The following is a 16,690-nucleotide window of genomic DNA, read 5'->3' on the forward strand; positions in this document are numbered from 1 at the left end:
ATTATTTAGCTCCTTCCATTGATTTTGATTCTTGAATTCTTAAAACTCTATTATCTCATGGTTTGATAATGTATTTATTTACAAAATCATTATAAATTTTCTCTCTAATTTCTCTATAAACTAATTTTCTTGAACGTTTAAGAGCTTTTGATTTTTGAACATAAGATTGATACTCATCAACACCTAAATCAGTTCTAGCTTTTTGTAATGCAAATTTCTCTTTTGAAATTTCATCATAAATACTCATTTTTGACTCGACTGATTGACCCTTTAAAGTAAGAATTAAACTCGCAACTCTCGCTTCATAAGATTTTTGATATCTTGCAAATACTTGAAGTTTTTCTTTTGAATATCTACGTAAAATCTTGATTTCATCCTTAATTGATGTGTTGTAAATTTTTGATTTTAATTCTAGAATTTCAAATTCTAACTTCTTAACTTCATTCGCAGTTTCTTCAGATATTTTTAATTTATTAACTCTTAGCTGACCATCATACTCATTTTTAGCATATAATCTTCAATCAGCATTCGCTTTTTCTTTAGCTAAGTATAAAGCTCATAAATATGCTTTTGAAGTTTCATCTAATTCTTTTACATGTTCATTTATTGATCAGTATTCATAGAATTTATCTATTTGTTTTTCATAGAATTTAGCAAATGTAAAGCTTGAAAGTGTGTCTTGTAATTTTTGTTTTTGTGCTTTTTTGTATTCTTTTAATTTAACAGATAATTCTGCAATTTGAGCTTTTGTTTCTTTAACCATTTGTTGATATTGTAAGAATCATTCTGAATAATATGATTTGCATTTTTCATCAATTTCTTCTTTTGTCATATCAGGATCCGAAGAAATTAAATTTTCTGCATATAAAGCTCTTGCTTTATTTCAAGATTTTTTAATATGAGATCTTGATCTTAAATTATGATAAATAGAAAAGTTTTGTCAGTATTCTCTATGACACATTAGAATAATTTGTTTTCATACATAACGCATTGGTCTAAATTTATAGAACATAATAGATAATGCTGACATAAATATAATTATCCCTGTGATAATTGGGAAGAAATCTTTTGATACTTTTGGTCCTATCTCTGTAACTGAGAATGAGGCTTGTCCACTTCGTATCATTCCATATAGAAAACCAGTAGCAAGAACACCAAATGGATTATTAAGAGCAACAAGAGCAATTGCTATGGCTTCAAAACCAATAGCTAAAGGAGCTTGTGGTTTAATAGCCACTTGTCTTGTGTATACAACAATGTAGAAGAACCCACCTAAACCAGCAAGAGCTCCTGCTATTGCCATTACACAAACAGTTACTGCCTTTTCATTTATTCCAACATATTTTGAGTTTGTTTTATTTAACCCAACCATTTTAATTTTGTATCCAAGTGTTGTTTTTGAATAAACAAATCAAATCGCTACTGCAATTACACAAACAAGTGTAATACCAATATAAATAAATAATCTTTGAACATCAATCCCTAAGTCTCTACTTAAGTTAGTGAAAACTAACTTGGCAGTAGTACCTGGTTCCAGACCGATTCAATTTGTATAATTAGGATCTGATTGAGGTATAAATACATCGTTTGAGAATGTGAAAAGTCAAATACCTAAAAATGTAACAATTCAGTTAAGAAAAATTGTTGAAATAACTTCATGAACATTAAAGTATGCTTTTAAAATACCCGGAATTGCACCAACCATAGCACCGATAATGATACTAATGAACATCATTCCTAATAAAAAGCTTAATGATAAATTCTTCAAATCAACTCTTGTGCCAGCTAAAATAGCAAAGAATAATACACCAGGTAGCAACATCTGTCCTGAAACACCAATGTTGAATAATCCAGATTTAAATCCAATTGCTACAGAAAAACTCGCTAGTGCAAAGAAGATGAATAATAATAATGTATCATTAAGAATATATTCACTAAAAGCAAACTCGAAAATATTTTGCACAAAAGTGAAAATTGTTGTTTCTGTTCCATCAGCAATACCTTTTAATCAGTAGATTACTGAAGCAAATAATAAACCAATTAAAACAGCTCAAAGAGATGAATAAAGTTTTCTTCTAGATGATTTTTTATCTTCAAGCATTAAATTTTCTTTAATTTTATTTGCTGTTAATGTGAACATTATTCACCTCCTTTCTTGTGAGCCATATAAACTCCAATTTCTGTTCTTGTAAGTTCTTTTGCAGGTTTCACAGCTAAAATTTCACCAGTGTTAATAACTGCAATTTTATCTGCCAATGATAAAACTTCATCTAATTCATATGAGATTAATAAGATAGCTTTACCTTCAGCTTTTTCTTTTAATATTCTTTCATGAATATTTTTGATAGCTCCAACGTCTAATCCACGTGTTGGTTGTAATATTAAAATGAAATCATGTGGTGAGTTCATTTCACGACCAACGATGAATTTTTGTTGATTCCCTCCTGAAAGAGATCTTGACATTGAGTATCCATTTCTTGCACCACGAACATCAAATTTTTCAATAATATCTTCAGTTTCTCTTTGCATAGCTCTATTGTTTAAAAGTCCAGCTTTGCTGTATTTTTTATCTCAAAGTCTACGTAAAATTGAATTATTTTTAATGTTATAGTCAAGAACTAAACCGTGTTTATGTCTATCACTTGGTATGAATGAAAGACCTAATTTTGAAATATCATAAACTGATAATTCATTTATGACAAAGTAATCATCATTAACAACTTTTTTCTCATTTGTATCTGATAAGTAGAAATATGTAAGTAATCCACTCACTATAAATGCAAACATTAATACACTAAACATAATCATTAGTCCTAGTGCTACAAGTGGAACAGTAGCTAACAATGAAATTAATGATGTGATTGCTAATGCTAAAGCAGAAGCAATGCCAAATGATATTAAAATAACAAATAATTTATTACGTTTGATTAATTTAGCATGCTCATTTTCAAACTTTAATAATTTATTCACTTTCAATAAAACAGTAGTGATAATACTTAAACATAATCCGATAATTGAAGAAGCTAATGATACTACTATTGATGTATTTGTTGAAGTAAACACTAATGCAGCAAATAGTACAGCAAAGCCAGAAACTAAACCTAATACTAGGAATAGTATTTTAAAAACTAGCAGCTGTCTTTTGCTCATTTGCTTTTGAAAACTAGTTTTTGCAAAAATAGTTTTTTCTTTAAATTTTGGTCCATATATTGAAAATAAAATCAACATAAGAAGGATTATGCTGAAAGAAATCGCTAATCCTCCACCGATATTCATAATAGCTTTTGTTGAATCAGATTGGTAATTAGCTGCAGCTAATAAACCTAAACCTGAGTATAAGAATACAAATAATGAAATCAATAACATAATTATATTTTTTCTTGTTTTTGATTTTTGGATTAATTGCATTCTTTCTTTAACAAGTGGTGTCTTTTTATAAAGAACTTGACCTGTTGTCGGTTTTATCATTCCACTAACAACCTTTTCTAAGTCAGTTTGTCCATTACCTTCAACTCCGGCAATAGCAACAATTTCACCACTTCTAATTTCTAAATTAACATTTTTCAATGGTTTTTCACCATCTGTAGAAACGTTATCTAATTTGAAAACAACTTCATTTTGTGATGTATCTGAATATTCATTTCTAATAATTTCGACATCACCACCAACCATACGGTTAGCCATTTCCTCAATAGAAACATCTGCTACTTTGAAGTTTCCTACAACCTTACCGTGTCTTAAAACTGTCGCATTATCAGCAACTTCTTTAATTTCAGCAAGTTTATGAGAAATAAATAAAATTGTTTTACCTTGTTCCCTGAATAATTTGAATGTATTCAATAGACCTTGAATTTCTTGGTCTGTTAAAACAGCAGTTGGTTCATCAAAAATTAAAATATCTGAATCACGATATAACATTTTCATAATTTCAACTTTTTGTTGAGTTGCAACTGTTTCTTTACCAGTTAACCTGTTTAAATCAAAATGCAAATCAAACATTTCTTGAATTGTTTTGATTTTTTCAATAGCAGGTTTGAAATCAATAACTCTAGTAAATTTATTTCTATCCTCAGCTCCTAAAACAATGTTTTCAAGGTTTGTATATACATCAACAAGTTTAAAGTGTTGGTGCACCATACCAATACCTAATCTATTAGCATCATTAGGACCTTTGATTAAAACTTCTTTTTCATTTACTTTGATAATTCCTTCATCAGGTTCATACAACCCGAATAATATAGACATTAAAGTACTTTTTCCGGCACCATTTTCACCAATTAAAGCGTGAACTGTACCTTTTTCTACTTTAAAGCTAATATTCTGGTTAGCCTTAATAGAACCGAAAGATTTAGAAATATTATCAAACTCTATTGCATAAAAGTTTTGTTTCATATCTTTCCTTGTGTTTTTAATATATTAAAAAAATAAATAATAGAATTTAATGTCTATTATTTACATTTTAATTATATATTTTTTATTCTTAATTTTATGATTTAGTGTTTTCTCTTTTATTACAAGGAGGTAGGTATAAAAATAAAAAGGATACCAAAATTAGGTACCCTTTAAAAAATTAAGTTTGTTGAAAAATTATTTTAACATTTCGCCAGTTAATTCTTGAATTAAGTCAGGAAGTGATAAAGTTGCAGAATCTGTTTTATTTAATTTATCTGATGAAATAAAATCTATGTCCTCTTCAGATAATTCTTTAAATTTAGCATCATATTTTGCTAATAATTGATTCATTTTTGTTTTCATTGCTTCATCTTTGAGTGTACTTTGTGCATAACCAACTCACCCTTGTTTGAAACTTCCTCTAATTGAGAATGATCTCTCTGCTGTTTTTGTACTATAAATATTTTTGCTATCAATACCATATGTGATGTATAGGATTGTATCGTAAACAGCTTGTGCAATATTTTTTGTAATTGATGTATAGAATTTTCCTGAGTCTTTTGATCTTGATTTTGCTTGATCAGTATCCACTCCGATTACACCAATGTGATCTGTATTTGCTTTTTTCTCAAGTTCATCTAATGTGAACCCTGTCGCTGGTCCAGCAACTGGTAAAATAACTGTTGGATTTGAAGCAATTGCATTTGCGATTGCACTATCCATTGGTTTACCTGATTCAAAAGCAGTATTAAGTGCTACACTTGAAAAGTCATTTGCAAGACCTTTACCTTGTGTTGGTCTAACTTTTTTATTAGCATCTGATTGAGTTTTATTTATATCAAGAATACCTCTGTAGTAACCTTTAATAAAATCAACAACTCCATGGAAAGGCATACCTCCAAATGCTGTTACTTTTCTTTTGTTTGCATATGACTCTTCTGTTGCCATTAATTCAGCAACTGCTTGTCCAACGATATATGCTGATTCAGCAACTTTAAAATCTAAACCATAAAAGTCTCCATAACCTTGAAGTTCATTTGGATCTATTGTGAAGTCTGTACCTATGATTTTTACATTGTTCTTAATTAATCTATCCTTATTTTGTTGGATGTATGCTTTAATTGCATCTCCATGTGTGAACCCTGAAAGAATTCAAATGTTATATTTCCCTAATAAACTATTGTAAGTATTTTCATAACTATTACTTTCTGGTTCTGAGTAAGCAAATTTAGGTTCTGAACCTGTAAGCTCTTTAATGTCATCAACATATCTCATCATTCCTTCATATGATGATTGGTTAAATGATAAGTCAGTTACGTGACCAGAGTCTGTTACAACAACAACAGAAAGTGGAGTTTTGCCTTGAATAGTTTCAGCTGTTAAAGCTGTATTTCTCGTAATATCTGCAATTGGAGTGATATTAGCTCTTACTCCTGAAGTTGTTCTGTCTGTTCTTCCACAAGAGATTGCAGCAACTGGTGCTATAGCTGTTGTGATCCCTGCAACAGCTAATAATAATGATTTAATTTTTTTCATTTTTGTCCTTTTGTTTAAATAATTATTTAAAGAAAATGAGGATACTATAAAAATATCCTCATTAATATTATAAAACTTTTATTTATCAAAGTTATTTTTTAATTTTTAAAATAGTGTCAACTGATTTGTTTCGTTTAACTCATCAAGAACCTTAAATTCTTCATTCAATATCTTGTAAAGAGTTTGATTTACTCTTCCACGTTTTCTAAAGTCCTCTTTTGAAACAAATTCACTTTCATTTCTAGCATTAACAATTTCATTTGCTACAGCTTCTCCAAGTCCACCTACAACTGTAAATGGAGGTATAAGAGCATTATGTTCATAATCTATTACTCATTCAGTTGCTAATGATTTAGTTAAGCTGATGTTTGAAATGCTTAATCCACGTGCATACATTTCTCTTGCGAGTTCTAAGGTTTGTAATAACTGATCGTCTTTAACTTTTCTATCATTCATTAAGGTTATTTCCTTAATTTTTTTATTAATTTTTTCAATCTTAAAGTCGTTCATCATTACATGTAAATCAAATTCAGTTGCTCTAGTTGTAAAAAATGTTGCATAGTATTCTAAAGGTTTATAAAGTTTAAATCAAGCAATTCTTCAAGCCATAAGCACATATGCAGTAGCGTGAGCTTTAGGGAACATATATTTAATTTTTTGCATTGAATCAATGTATCAAGATGGTACATTGTTTTTCTTTAATATTGCAACTTGTTCTTCCGTTACACCTTTACCTTTACGCACTTGTTCCATAACCTTGAAAGCTAATTTAGACTCAATATTTTTCTTCATTAAGTATTCCATCATATCATCACGACAGGAAATAACATCTTTCAATGATAATCCCATATCTTTAATAAGTGATTGAGCATTTCCTGTTCAAACATCAGTCCCATGAGAAAGACCTGAAATTGAAATTAAGTCAGCAAATGATTCAGGTTGTGCTTCAATCAACATCTTTCTAACAAATGATGTACCAAACTCAGGGATACCTAAAGCACCCGTTGGTTCACCACCAATTTGTTCAGGTGTGATATTTAATTCTTTAGTAGTTGAGAAAAGCGACATAACTCTTTTGTCTTTTTTAGGTATGTCTTTTTTAACATCTAAACCAGTTAATTTTTCAAGCATTCTAATTGCCATTGGGTCGATGTGTCCAAGTAAGTCTAACTTAAGGACATTGTCGTGGATAGCTCTATAATCGAAGTGAGTTGTTTTTCAATCGATTGAAGTATCATCGGCAGGATAGTTAACAGGTGTAAAATCTTCAACATCGAATTCTTTAGGAATAATTAAGATACCTCCAGGGTGTTGTCCTGTTGTACGCTTAATGTCTTCAAGTTTTGAAGATAAATAATCCACAAAAGCATTTGAATAACCCAAGTTATATTCTTCGTTAGCTTTTTTAACATAACCAAAGGCAGTTTTGCTTTGAATTGTAGAAATAGTTCCGGCTCTTAGAGTATGACTGTCACCAAAAAGTTTCTTAACTTCATTATGAATAATTGGTTGGAAGTCACCAGCAAAGTTTAAGTCTATGTCCGGAACCTTATCGGCATCAAATCCTAAGAATGTTTCGAATGGAATAGTGTGTCCATCTTTATTCATAAGTGTTCCACATTTATCACAATTTTTATCATCTAAGTCAAATCCTGAAGTTATATTAGAATCTTCATTTAAAACAAAGTTTTTACAATTTGGACAAATGTAGTGAGCTGGTAATGGATTAACTTCTGTGATGCCTGCAAATGTAGCAACTAAAGATGAACCAACACTTCCACGACTACCTACAAGATATCCACTTTCCAATGATTTTTTAACCAAGATATGGGAGATTCAGTAAATAACATCAAATCCATATTTAAGAATAGGTGTGATTTCCTTTTGAAGTCTTTCTTCAATCATTTGAGGAAGTACTTCTCCATACCTTTCATGCGCTGTTTTATAAACTAATTCTTTTAATTTAACTGCTGAATCATCAAATTTAGGTGTGTAAAGTTTGTCGTGAACAATTTTAATTTCTGGATCAATTAAATTAGCAATCTTGTTTGTATTTACTATAACTAAATCATTAATTAATTGCTCATCATTTAGGAATTTAAATGACTCAAGCATTTGATCAGTTGTATAAAACTCTAAATCAGGTAATAAGAAGTTTCTTCCTTCAAATTCAACCTTTCTGTGGTCGAACAAGAAGTGTGAAGAGTTACCAATACCTTTTGAATAAACAAGGCATCTGAAGACTTCCTTATCTAATTTATTTTTATATCTAACGTCACCAATTGCAACAGGAATTTTGTCAAGCTTATTTGCTCAATTAATCATTCTTTTAATACCATCATAAATTTCTTCTTGAGTAAATTTTTCCTGTGGTTCTAAGTAATGTTTTAATGCATTAGGATGTGGTATTTCAATGTAATCAGCGAATTCTGCTGACTTTTGAATTTCAATATCTGATGAATAAAAAATATTGTCTATAAATCTACTTTTAAGTCCACCTGACCCTATTAAAATGTTTTCAGTCTTCTTGATGTCCTCCATAAATAATTTAGGAGACTTAAAGAATCTTTCGGTTAATGAAAGTGTGATTAATTTAGAAATTTCTTTAATTCCTTGTTGGTTTTTAGCAAGAACAGAAATTTGATTTGATCTAACATGTGAGTAAACATTTGGTTCATAAGTATTATATAAATCATCAAATGTTAAAATACCTTTCTCTTTTAACATTTGAATTGACTTAATTCAAGCACTAGCAAGAACACCAGCATCGTAGTCAGCACGGTGAGCTACTGCTGAATCATAACTAACTTGTAGATATGAACAGTAGTTTCCTAACGTATGTGAACGTTTTTCAGGGAATAGCAATCTTGAAATGTTAAGTGTATCGACAAAGAATGTGTTTGGAACTTTTTTACCTTGCTCAATGAACTTTTGGATAATAAAGTTAAAGTCGAAGTTAGCATTATGAGCTACACAAACTTTATTATTTAATAAATCATAAATTTTATCAAGAGCTTCATTTAACTCAATCCCCTCTTCATCTAACATTTTTTGTGTAATGTTAGTTAAGCTCATTGTTTTAGCACTAAGAGGTTTTTGTGCCTTAATAAAGAACTGTAAGTCTTTATGATTAAAAGCATTATGCTCTTTAACAATTTGAGCACCAAATTCAATTAATTCTCCTGTTTGCGCTGATAAGTGTGTTGTTTCAATATCAAGCACAACAAATTCAGTTTGCTCTAAAACTGCATTTTTATCGGGCGAATAATTTAATAAGAAATTAGGATTTTTTGAAATAACATCAAAACTAACTCCATAAATTGGTTTAATACCAGCTTTTTTAGCAGCTTTTTCGAAAGTTGGATAACTTTGCACACCATTTGAATCAACTATAGCAACTGCTGAATGTCCATATTGCTTAACTATGGAAACAATATCTTCAGCATTTAAAAGTCCATCCATAGTTGACATTTTTGTTCTTGTGCTAAGCTCAACTCTTTTTTCATAAGCTAAATCTTCTTGCTCTTCTGTAAGTGGATCAACTTTGCTAAAAGAGTTAACTGTGATTTGTTTATTGTACTTGTCTACACCATTGTAAGTTGAACCATATGGATTAGAAACTCTACCCATAGCTTCAACTGTATCTCCGATTTTTGGAACATAAACATCTTTAGTATTTTCTCTCTCGAAGAAAACTGTACTAATAGCATCATTATAATCAGTAATTGAAATGTTATGAATTTTTAACCCTTTGTTAGTGTCTCTAACGTCAGTTTTATAAACATAACCAGTTACAGAAACATTTGTAGTTTCATCTTCATAAGGAAGTTCGTGAACTTCTTGAATTGTGTATTTTGTATAACTAGATGGTGAACGTCTTTTTCCTCAACTTCCTTTATCATAGCTGATTGAACCTTTTTTAGATGAAGTTGAGACTGTCTCGTGATCACTAAATTGATTTTTGATTTTGTCATAATTTTGAAGGATGTTATTGTTGATTTGTTCTTTTAAATCAAATGTATTGACTTTAACATTTAATTCAAATGCATCAAAACCAAAAAGTTCTTTCATATACTTATTAACTGCCTTAAGTTCTTCTTGAAATTCAGGAGTATTTTGATAATCAAAAATATGTGCTAAATATTTTCCTGTTTCTTCATCATAATTAACATTTTTAAATCTTAATACTCTTGCAATTCCACTATTATCTGGAAGAGTTTTCTTAACTACATATTCCAAATAATTAAGAACTAATGGACTTGATAAATATTCATTATTATCGTATTTAAATTTGAAATTAACTCTTTCTTTTATAGCTGCAACTGTTAAAGTTCTTAAATCTTCAAGCGATGGAATTGATAAAAGAGTTAAAGTAACCTCTAATCTTTCTTCATTTGTATTTGAATTTTTAACAACCTTAATACTATTGCTATCTATTTTCGCATCCGAAAATGATGCGATAAAAGGTAAATTTAATTTGTTAGCTAATAAATTAAATTTTTGATTTTTGTATCCTTCCATTACTTCACCACCTTGTATAAGTTATAAAAATATTATTATAATTAATATATAGTATTTTTATTAACTATCTTTTAAAAATTTAAATATTGAAAGAAAAAATGACCTATAAAACCTATGAAACACCACATAAGAATGGCATTTCAATTGCATGATAGTCATTTATATTTCAAATTATAGCTTTAATACAATTGCTGAATTGAATTGTTACAAAATAAGATAAGAAAAGTAGACAGCTCTGACCTCTGTTCACTTTTCTTATCTTAGTTTAAAAAATTAGTAATTTAATGAGTACTTGCAATTCTTATTATAGAAATATATTCTATTCACTGAAACTTCTTCCTCTACCTCCTAAAGGTATTAGTTGATTTCTTATATTCATATTCTTTAACGGTCTCTTTTAATTTTACAATTAAACCTGCGTCATCAAATGGTTTTGTTTCTTGAGCATTCACTCAAAGAATTGTTAAGTAATAAACTAATATTTTTTGTTGAATTAAATATTCTTCTCAATATGTATCATAAACATTTAAGAAAAACTCTTCTTGCTCTTTATTTAAGTATGAACCACAAATAAAGTAAGCTAAGTCAAAATGCTTGTCACCCATTGAAGCATACTCTCAATCGATAAAGTAAACTTTGTCGTTTAAGTCTAGGAGAATATTGTTTAAGTATAAATCATTGTGCAATGGTCTATTTGATTCAGAGTTTTTTAATATTAAATTAATTCTCTTATAGTAATCATTAAGAACATCAATTTTTATTCCTCTTTCATTCAGAATTCTTCTATACTCTTTTACTCTTGAAGCTACATTTGTTTTAGGGAACTGTAGCTTTGAATCGTGTAATGTCTTAAAATTATTCGCGATTTGAGTCAAAATATCTTCTGTAAACACCAATGGTTTTGTCTGAATATACTCTCATTCAACAGAATTTTCTGTTTCATTAATTAAACGAGGTACAAAATCAAATTCCTCAAGTAATGCGTAATCTAACTTATGATTGAATTTATTTAAAACCTTTTCTTGATAGATTGAATTTTCAGTCATATATGTCTTATTTGTGTGTCCAATATTTATCGGTTTTTTCATATGTACCTCCACATTTTATTTTTTAAAAGTATATAATTAAGAATTATAAAAGGAAATTAATAACTATGAAAAAATTCTCAAAATATATTGTTATGGATTTTGGTAATACATTCATCAAAATAGTTAATTTCAAAGTCGACTTAAGAACAAATGAAATTAAACAAGGTAAGGCAAAAATTATTGACTACTTGACTTTTACCGAAAAGCTTACTAAGATACTTAAAGATCTTGAAGACACGAGAATCCTTGTAGCTGCAACTAATACAGATGAGGATTTATGTAAAACCATTATATTTGCAATGGCAAGTAAGTTGAATTTTATGTCTAATGATTTAGTTTACTTAAACGATGAGAAAAAAATAATTATTAAAGGGATGTCTCACTTAATTGATAAAAATATAAAACACAAAGGTTCTATTGGTTTTGATATCTTATCAGCATTACTTATAAACTCAATTAAATATAAAAAAGATTCAATTAACTTATTAGGAACATATTGAGTTAATTTAAAAATGAAAAACTTAATTCTTAAAAGTGTTTCAATAGCTAGAATAGTCGACTTTTTCGATATACCATTTGTAGCTCCTTCAATAATCGAAAGTGAATTAAGAGTACCTAAAACTAAAGAAGGAACAACTACAAAAACAGCTATGTTAAATGGTTTAAGCTCTTTATTATCAGGTTATGTATCTTCATTTGATAAACCAGAAAACTCAATAATTTCTGGTGGATGATCTAGATATTTTGATAAAAGTTTATTTAATATTGAAAAATTCATTGTATCTGAAGGATACTTACATATGTATCTTCAATTTCTTCAAGAACTTGAAGATTAAGAAAGGAAATAATGAAAAAAGAAGAACAAAAATCTTTTTGAATAAATAGAGTTATTCCTGCTCTAATTATCGGACTTGTTCTAGTTATATTTTTAACAGTATCAAAATTCTCTTTTGATTTTAATTTATATAAAAACTTTAATGATGGAGTATTTTGGTTTTTAAGAACATTGTCTATTTTGATTTTTGTAGGATTTGCTTTTTGAATTTATTATGAACTATCAAAAGCATATCTGCAAAACCATAAAATATTTAAATGAGTTTTACCTGCTTTAGCAGTTGGATTACTCTTTGCTTATCCAAACTTCCTTAAGTTCTTAGTAACTCGTATAACTAGCCAAGAAAGTATTTTAGTTAATAAAAATATATTACAAATTGGTACAGTCTTTACGGATGCTACTTATGGTGCATTTAGTTTCTTTGATGCAATATGACCTTTAACAATTACATTAATTTTTGTATTAATTAGATTTTTAACTATTAAAAACATTAATCTTAAATATTTAGCAATTAAAGCTTTATCATTCTTTTTCATCTTTTCATTCTTAACATATTTCTTAAAATCATTTATGGTCTTACTTGCTCAAACTTACGCTATTGAAGTTATTTTATTAATTGTATTCATTGCAATGTCTTGTGACATTGGAGGATACTTTGGAGGTAAGCTTTTAGGCCACAAGTTTTTCAAAGAAAAACTTGCTCCAGCTATTAGTCCTAAAAAGACAATTGAAGGCGCTATTGTCGGAATTATTGCTGCAATCGCAGTTACATTAGCATATATGGGAATAGCTTATGGAATAGCATCAGATAAAAAACAAACATTAATGTACATAATGATAACACCATGAAATGCAGCGGCTAATAGATTAAATATGATGTTTGTGTATTTAATGTTATTCATCTTCCTTGCACCTATGTTTGCAATCTGTGGTGACTTAGCATTTTCACTCATAAAAAGAAGAAATGAAATTAAGGATTTCTCAAACATATTAAGAGAACATGGTGGTATTTTAGATAGATTAGATTCAATCTCTTTTGTATTTATTTTATTTATCACGCTATCAATGTTCGCGATAATATAGTAAATTAGCCTACAGCTATAGGTTAAACATTTTAATAGTTTAAACGTTTTAAATGAATGAGTTTCTATAGCTCATTCATTTTTATAATTAAGTTCTTTATCACTTAATACATAAAAATATCATTTGTATTTTTCTTCCCTAAATTTCTTGAATCTTAGCAAAATTTATTTGGATACCTACATATTGCTTTTAAAATTTAGTCACTTCTCAAACTTTAACACTAGTGAATCAGGTTTATCCTATAAAATTAAAAAATCATTAAAAAACTATGAACTATTCTTGAAGGACATATAATTCAAATATATAATAAAAAAACACAAGGAGTCTTATGAGTTTAAAAATTATTTTCGGAAAAAATAAAACTGGTAAAACAAAATATTTAGAAAGTAGATATCCAAAAACAAATTCTAATAATTTATTCATTGAAGCTGAAATTGACCTTGAAGGAATTCTCAAGGGAAATACAGGTGGTAAAGGAAAAAATGAAGTAATTTCTCCGCATAAAAAGGTTTTTGATTTTCTGAACACAAAATTTGCAAAACCATTTAAAGTAAGAATAAGTAACGATGAAGATTATGAAAAAATTAACTCATTCAAATATAATGCAGATAGATTTCAAAATAAAATGAAAGATATTTGTGATCCATTTTTTGAACCATCTTTTAAAAATTGTTTTAACACGAGAGGTTTGGAACAAGAATTTGAATACAACTTTATGGTTTTAGAATTTTTAAATAATAACAAAAGAACAATGGGTAGTTCTGGTAGCATGAATTATTCATTAATTAAATTGCTATATGAAATGATATCCGATGGTCAAATAATGCCTACTGAGGAATTCACATTAATAATAGATGAAGTCGAAAAATTCTTGCACCCAGAATTAGTTCATAAAATAGCAAATATGATTATAGAAATTTCAGAAAAGCTTGATGTTATAGTAACAACACATTCCCCATTGTTTTTAGAAAAAATATTTGCTAGACATAGAAAGAAATTCATTAATGAATCAACTTGCAACATCGAATATCTTCTTTTTGCGAAATATGATGATCATAATCAAGAATCTACAATTGTGACTCTGGATAAAGATAGAATTACCGAAACTTTAGTTGAAAACAATTCCAGAATAACAGCCTGGTTAGCTGATTTTCTATTTTCATCAAGATGTTTCTTTATTGAAGGTTTAATTGACAATAGCATAATCAATGACATTATAAGCAAAAACGATTTAGAGAATCCATATACTATAATTGATTGCAATGGGAAGAAGCAAATTAATAAAATGCTAAATATAGTTAGAGATTTATCAATAATTAGATATTACAGAATTTGTCTATTTTACGACTCAGATGGAGATGAAGATACTGAAAGAATTATTCAGATTGAAGATGAAGAAAGAGAATATGTATCATCTGTTATAAACAAACCTGACTTAGAAAGAGCGCTATTTGATATAGTGAAAAAAGATAATGTTGAATACATAGACACAAATTCTGGAGCAATAACTTTAAAGAACTTTAAAAGAGAGAAAATTGATAGAAATAGTAATTTTATATTTACTCTCGATTGAATAAAACAAAACTCCACAAAAAAGGATATAGAAAATCAAATCAAAGCAATTGAAGAACAAATAATAAAATTCATGACTGAATAAGATAAACTAGGACAAAAAAAGTAGACAGTTTTTTATTTTCTGTCTACTTTTTTTGTCTTAGTTTAACTAAAGTTATAGCGTTTCACTTCTCAATTCAGCAATGACTATAGTAATTTCACTCTATTCATTTTATTTTTATAAAAAGTAAAACTGAAATCATTTTAGCGGCATACTAAAATGATTTTTGTACCTACATTTAATAAAGTTTGAAGTTTAATACTGATAAAATACATTGATAATTAATATTAAAATATTTTCTCAATATTAATCACTAATTTATCAAAGTATTTTCTAATTTCATCACTGTTCTCCAAAAAGTATTTTTGTTTATTATATTCTTCTACTAAATCAGTTAGTGAAAAACCTCTCACTGTAGTATTTCCTCTAGAAAGCGATTCGAAATCAATCAACTCAAAAACTTTACGAGCCGTGTTATTTTTTAACTTTACAAAAACATATTGTCTATTTTTATGTAGTTTGTTTTGATCGAATATTTTTTCATTATAATCATAGAATCCCTGTCTATGGATTGCGAAATCTCAATTATATTTAGATTTATCAAAATATTTAAGTGTGCTCCTTGTATTATTGTGAATGAAAGTTTCAAAATCATCTGTTTTTATTGATTTTGGTAATTTTAATCTTTTATCATCTATATAAATCTCTTTTCTCTTATTAACTCAAATTTGAAAAATACAATTAACGTTATACTTACGATTTTCTACCAAAAATGAATCATCTGAAAGAACTGATTCATAAACTAATTTTGCATTTGGTTCTACATGCTTTTGCATAGAATATCTACTAAATATTTTGGGTAATATAAAACATACAACGTCACTTTCTGTGAGAGCTTTATTCAAAAAATCCAACGCTAATTTTCCTCTATAACCAAAAGGAGGATTACCTATAACAAATCTATTCTTTTTGTATTTTAATTTTACTTGAAGATAATCGCATTCAACACCATTATCATGTGGATAATTTGATAAGTCTATATCATAAGCTTTTATTTGAGACATCTTTAACTTATATTTAATAAGTGAGTCAACAAAATTACCGGAACCAACGCTACTTTCGATTATTTCGCTATCTCGCACACTAGGAAACATACCTATAATTTTTTCTACTAAAAAATCAGAAACAATAGGATTTGTGAAAAATTGATCTAATTCCTTAGTTTTCTTATTCATCACTACCTTCTAACATTTTTATCACATTCATCTCAAAACGATCACCAATTTGCTCGTCAAAAATATCTTTAAACTTGCTTGTTCTAAAATCATTAGCATAGCAAAAATCTTTTCTGACATATGGTTTTAACCCAAAAGCGTTTTCAGTTTCAATTTGCATCAAATTCATTTTTATCAATTTTTTTCTTAATTCAGCTATAGAAACATCTTGATTGTTCTCTGTAAAGAACTCATTTAGTAAATCTCTAGTTTTAGAAGATATAAAATCCTCTCCCTTAAAAAAAGTTAAATGAGAGTTCTTATATATATATATATATAATTTTGAGTTGCTGATATCACAAGCAAGTGGTGGGTGCTAAGAAAAAAATAGGGTCTGTTTTCATTT

General features: G+C 28.2%; 10 protein-coding genes. 3 read left to right on the forward strand and 7 right to left on the reverse strand.

The features are described from left to right. Position 1 precedes the first annotated feature (1 nt). The 5 genes from ACMZI9_RS01485 to ACMZI9_RS01505 all read right to left on the reverse strand — a co-directional run bounded on the left by ACMZI9_RS01485 (position 2) and on the right by ACMZI9_RS01505 (position 11,537). Complete coding sequence (locus ACMZI9_RS01485; RefSeq protein WP_416099103.1) at positions 2-2,140, reverse strand: ABC transporter permease subunit; 2,139 nt, start codon at positions 2,138-2,140, stop codon at positions 2-4. Beyond that, the gene (locus ACMZI9_RS01490; protein WP_416099104.1) at positions 2,140-4,392 is read right to left on the reverse strand and encodes an ATP-binding cassette domain-containing protein; all 2,253 of its coding nucleotides are present in this window, start codon (positions 4,390-4,392) and stop codon (positions 2,140-2,142) included. The genes ACMZI9_RS01485 and ACMZI9_RS01490 overlap by 1 nt, the downstream gene beginning before the upstream one ends. A gap of 195 nt (positions 4,393-4,587) precedes the next feature. Beyond that, entirely contained in the window at positions 4,588-5,928 is a 1,341-nt protein-coding gene (locus ACMZI9_RS01495) for a BMP family ABC transporter substrate-binding protein (protein ID WP_323177313.1), read from the reverse strand. Between the two features lie 105 nt (positions 5,929-6,033). Continuing rightward, a complete protein-coding gene (locus ACMZI9_RS01500) occupies positions 6,034-10,449 on the reverse strand; it encodes a PolC-type DNA polymerase III (RefSeq protein ID WP_416099105.1) in 4,416 nt (1,471 codons plus the stop codon). A gap of 341 nt (positions 10,450-10,790) precedes the next feature. Beyond that, positions 10,791-11,537 carry a phosphotransferase gene (locus ACMZI9_RS01505; RefSeq protein ID WP_416099106.1) on the reverse strand — a complete coding sequence of 249 codons (747 nt, stop codon included), beginning with the start codon at positions 11,535-11,537 and terminating at the stop codon, positions 10,791-10,793. Between the two features lie 65 nt (positions 11,538-11,602). On the opposite strand from ACMZI9_RS01505, the gene ACMZI9_RS01510 reads away from it, so the two are divergent. The 3 genes from ACMZI9_RS01510 to ACMZI9_RS01520 all read left to right on the forward strand — a co-directional run bounded on the left by ACMZI9_RS01510 (position 11,603) and on the right by ACMZI9_RS01520 (position 15,112). Then, positions 11,603-12,373 carry a hypothetical protein gene (locus tag ACMZI9_RS01510; protein ID WP_416099107.1) on the forward strand — a complete coding sequence of 257 codons (771 nt, stop codon included), beginning with the start codon at positions 11,603-11,605 and terminating at the stop codon, positions 12,371-12,373. Positions 12,374-12,384: 11 nt separating this feature from the next. Next, positions 12,385-13,455: a phosphatidate cytidylyltransferase gene (locus ACMZI9_RS01515; protein ID WP_416099108.1), complete on the forward strand. Its 1,071-nt coding sequence runs from the start codon at positions 12,385-12,387 to the stop codon at positions 13,453-13,455. 328 nt (positions 13,456-13,783) lie between these two features. Continuing rightward, positions 13,784-15,112: an AAA family ATPase gene (locus ACMZI9_RS01520; protein WP_416099109.1), complete on the forward strand. Its 1,329-nt coding sequence runs from the start codon at positions 13,784-13,786 to the stop codon at positions 15,110-15,112. Positions 15,113-15,357: 245 nt separating this feature from the next. Here ACMZI9_RS01520 and ACMZI9_RS01525 read toward each other — a convergent pair whose 3' ends face one another. Both ACMZI9_RS01525 and ACMZI9_RS01530 read right to left on the reverse strand, forming a co-directional pair. Continuing rightward, complete coding sequence (locus ACMZI9_RS01525; RefSeq protein WP_416099110.1) at positions 15,358-16,305, reverse strand: hypothetical protein; 948 nt, start codon at positions 16,303-16,305, stop codon at positions 15,358-15,360. Continuing rightward, positions 16,298-16,474 (reverse strand): hypothetical protein, encoded by a 177-nt coding sequence (locus ACMZI9_RS01530; protein ID WP_323176842.1) that lies wholly within the window; start codon positions 16,472-16,474, stop codon positions 16,298-16,300. Before ACMZI9_RS01530 ends, ACMZI9_RS01525 begins: the two co-directional genes overlap by 8 nt. Positions 16,475-16,690: the final 216 nt, after the last annotated feature.

It is taken from the genome of Mycoplasma sp. 4079 (assembly GCF_047785185.1).
Classification (GTDB): domain Bacteria; phylum Bacillota_I; class Bacilli_A; order Mycoplasmatales; family Metamycoplasmataceae; genus Mycoplasmopsis.